Raw genomic sequence first — 2,497 nt, 5'->3', positions numbered from 1 at the left:
CCAGGTAAATGTCCAGCCGAATACCTGGAAGAAAGGTCCGCTGATGTTGGGATCCCTGAACATTCTCACGAAATTCCAGAAACCCACATCCGATATGTAACCCTCTACGGCGAACTCATTTCCGTTCTCGTCGATATCGTAGAAAAAGCCGCCCTCTTCAACGAGAGTCCTGTTTGTCTGACGGTTGTAAACTACCGTCTCCTGTACTGCCCTTCCCGCATCGAAGGTAGTTTCCGTTCTCAACGCATACTTCCTCTCGGTTGTGGCAAAGGTTGTGTAAAGTGAGTTAGGGAAAAGCCTCACTTGATTTCCTTCGCTGTCAGTAAACTCGGCGTTCCGAAGCCAAATGCCTCTTATCTCACTGAAATAGAAGGGTGCATTCGGCCTCGTCGAGTCATCCTGAGGAGAGTAGAAATAGATGAACCGTTCACCGGAGGTTGCCCTGATTGCAAGAATCTTATCGTCTGGTGATAGAGAGAGTGTGTAGCTGACTCCGCCCGTGGAAAAACTGTCGGCCGATACCTGAACCATCTTGGCAGTTGCAAGAGTGATATTTCCTTCGGCATCTTTCGTTACTGGCTGAGGACGGAGCGCTGCAAATAGAGCACCGGTTTCTTTGGACTTCAGAAGAGTTATGAACCTATCAGTCGGCTTGTAGTCATCAAGCTCAATGAAGATTGAAAACTCGAACTCCTCGGGGCTTTCAGGAATATAGAAGTAGTCACTTAAAAGCTTCTGTATAGACTGCTGCCTAGTGAATAAATGGCCGGTACCGTAGTTTGTGAAGGCAGTTCTGAACGTGTAATACATTGGGTAAAGCGTAAGAATGAACAGCAGGATCATCGCGGGAATCATGTACCTGTAAGGATACCCCTTTGGATTCAGTGCAATAATATCGATCAACAAGGTTAGCACAATCATCGTAACCATAAGGCCAAAATTCCCGTCTGCAAAAAGCAGATACACGCTCCATAAGGAAAAGGCGTTGAATATTGCAAGAATGGCTAAAGAAAAGAGAAAGATTACAAATCGTTTTCTACTCAAGGTAATCCCTCCGGGCAATTAGAACTAGAGCGCGGGAAGTACCCGCGCTCAGTCTAACGAAGTTTAGAGATGTGAATAAAAATATGGCAACTAATTTCCGATGGTGGTCTTTATCTTTTCAACCGCCGAATTGAAAGCGTTTTCAACGGTGTCTTGACCGTTAATGATTAAACCAAGTGCATCGGCCATTGCGCCCCAAACGCTCGCCATTTCGGGAACATTAGGCATTGGGGTACCAACGGAAGCACTCTTCGAAAACTGGAGAACATCATAGAGCTCTGGCCCAGCATTTGCTTCAATGAAGGAAAAGACGTCCGCTCTAGCCGTTCCTCTTCTCTCTCCCAAGAACATACCATACTGGCCTTCGAAGCTACCTATGTAGTTTACCACAAACTCGGTCGCTTCAAGCTTGTTCTTGGACTTGGCGTTAATCATGAATCCCTGAACTCCAACGAACGGCCTCGGAGTGGTTCCATCGTCAAATGTGATTTCGCTAAACGGAAGAATCGCGTAATCAATTCCTGCGTCACGGTAGCCTGGAGTGGCCCAAATACCGTTCACTATAAAAGCGGCGAGCCCATCTTTGAAAAGCGAGTCCATCAGATTGTAGTTCGGTCCTGCGGGAATAAGACCCTTGTCAAACCATGATTTTATCAACTTTCCACCGGCAATTGCGCCTTCGTTATTCAGTCCTATATCGGTTACGTCGAGACCATCTGCCGTTTCCTTGAAAATGTAGCCTCCTCTGCCCAGTATGAAAGGAGCAGAGTGATAGAAGTCACCAGCGGTATAAATAAAACCTACGACTTCATCGTCTGATGCCTCGAGCGCCAACTCCTCTAGCTCAGATATTGTCTTCGGTTCTTCAAATACCAGGTCCTTGTTGTAAATTATCGCGATCGCCTCAATGGTGTAGGGAACACCGTATAGCTTACCCCCGTAGCTGAAGGCATCGAGAGCAACTTCGTAATATTGATCCGAGTCTGGAAGGAATGGGATCGGTTCAATAAGGCCGTTGAGAGCGAGCTCTCCAACCCAGTCGTGGGCTCCAACGATTATGTCTGGTCCCTCGCCTGCGGGAGCAGCGGTTAGGAACTTAGACTTTATATCCCCGAAGTTCACTTGTTGAATTTCCACCTGAATACCGTAGTCGCTTTCGAAATCAGCCGCCAGTTTCTCAAGTGCCGGGATCTGGTTTTCTGAGGACCAAATAACAAGCTGTGCCCCTGCAAAAGACAAGAGTACGAATAGCATAAGAAGAACAGCTGCAAGCTTTTTCATCTTCAAAACCCTCCTTTGATAGAATGGTGTACTGCCTGAATAAATTGTATCAGAAAGTTCCGTTTATTTTAAGATGTGTTACTGTGTCTACTACAGATAGAAGACGCCTTCATTCTCCGTGAAGGCGTCCATTCGTTCCTGGACTTCCCTAATCGATGATGATGATGCTTCT

At 46.6% G+C, this 2,497-nt stretch carries 2 protein-coding genes; both read right to left on the bottom strand.

Annotated elements, in window-relative coordinates; translation table 11 throughout:
- On the bottom strand, positions 1-1,044 hold a 1,044-nt coding region (locus BG32_RS01905), incomplete at its 3' end, for a DUF4896 domain-containing protein (protein ID WP_121526313.1).
- 90 nt (positions 1,045-1,134) lie between these two features.
- Positions 1,135-2,325, bottom strand: a complete 1,191-nt coding sequence (locus BG32_RS01900) for a maltose ABC transporter substrate-binding protein (RefSeq protein ID WP_006487018.1) — start codon at positions 2,323-2,325, stop codon at positions 1,135-1,137.
- Positions 2,326-2,497 lie beyond the last annotated feature (172 nt).

The sequence above is a fragment of the Mesotoga sp. HF07.pep.5.2.highcov genome, assembly GCF_003666285.1.
GTDB lineage: Bacteria > Thermotogota > Thermotogae > Petrotogales > Kosmotogaceae > Mesotoga > Mesotoga prima.
The sequence above is the reverse complement of the archived record's forward strand: the minus strand, read 5'-3'. Positions and strand labels throughout refer to the sequence as shown.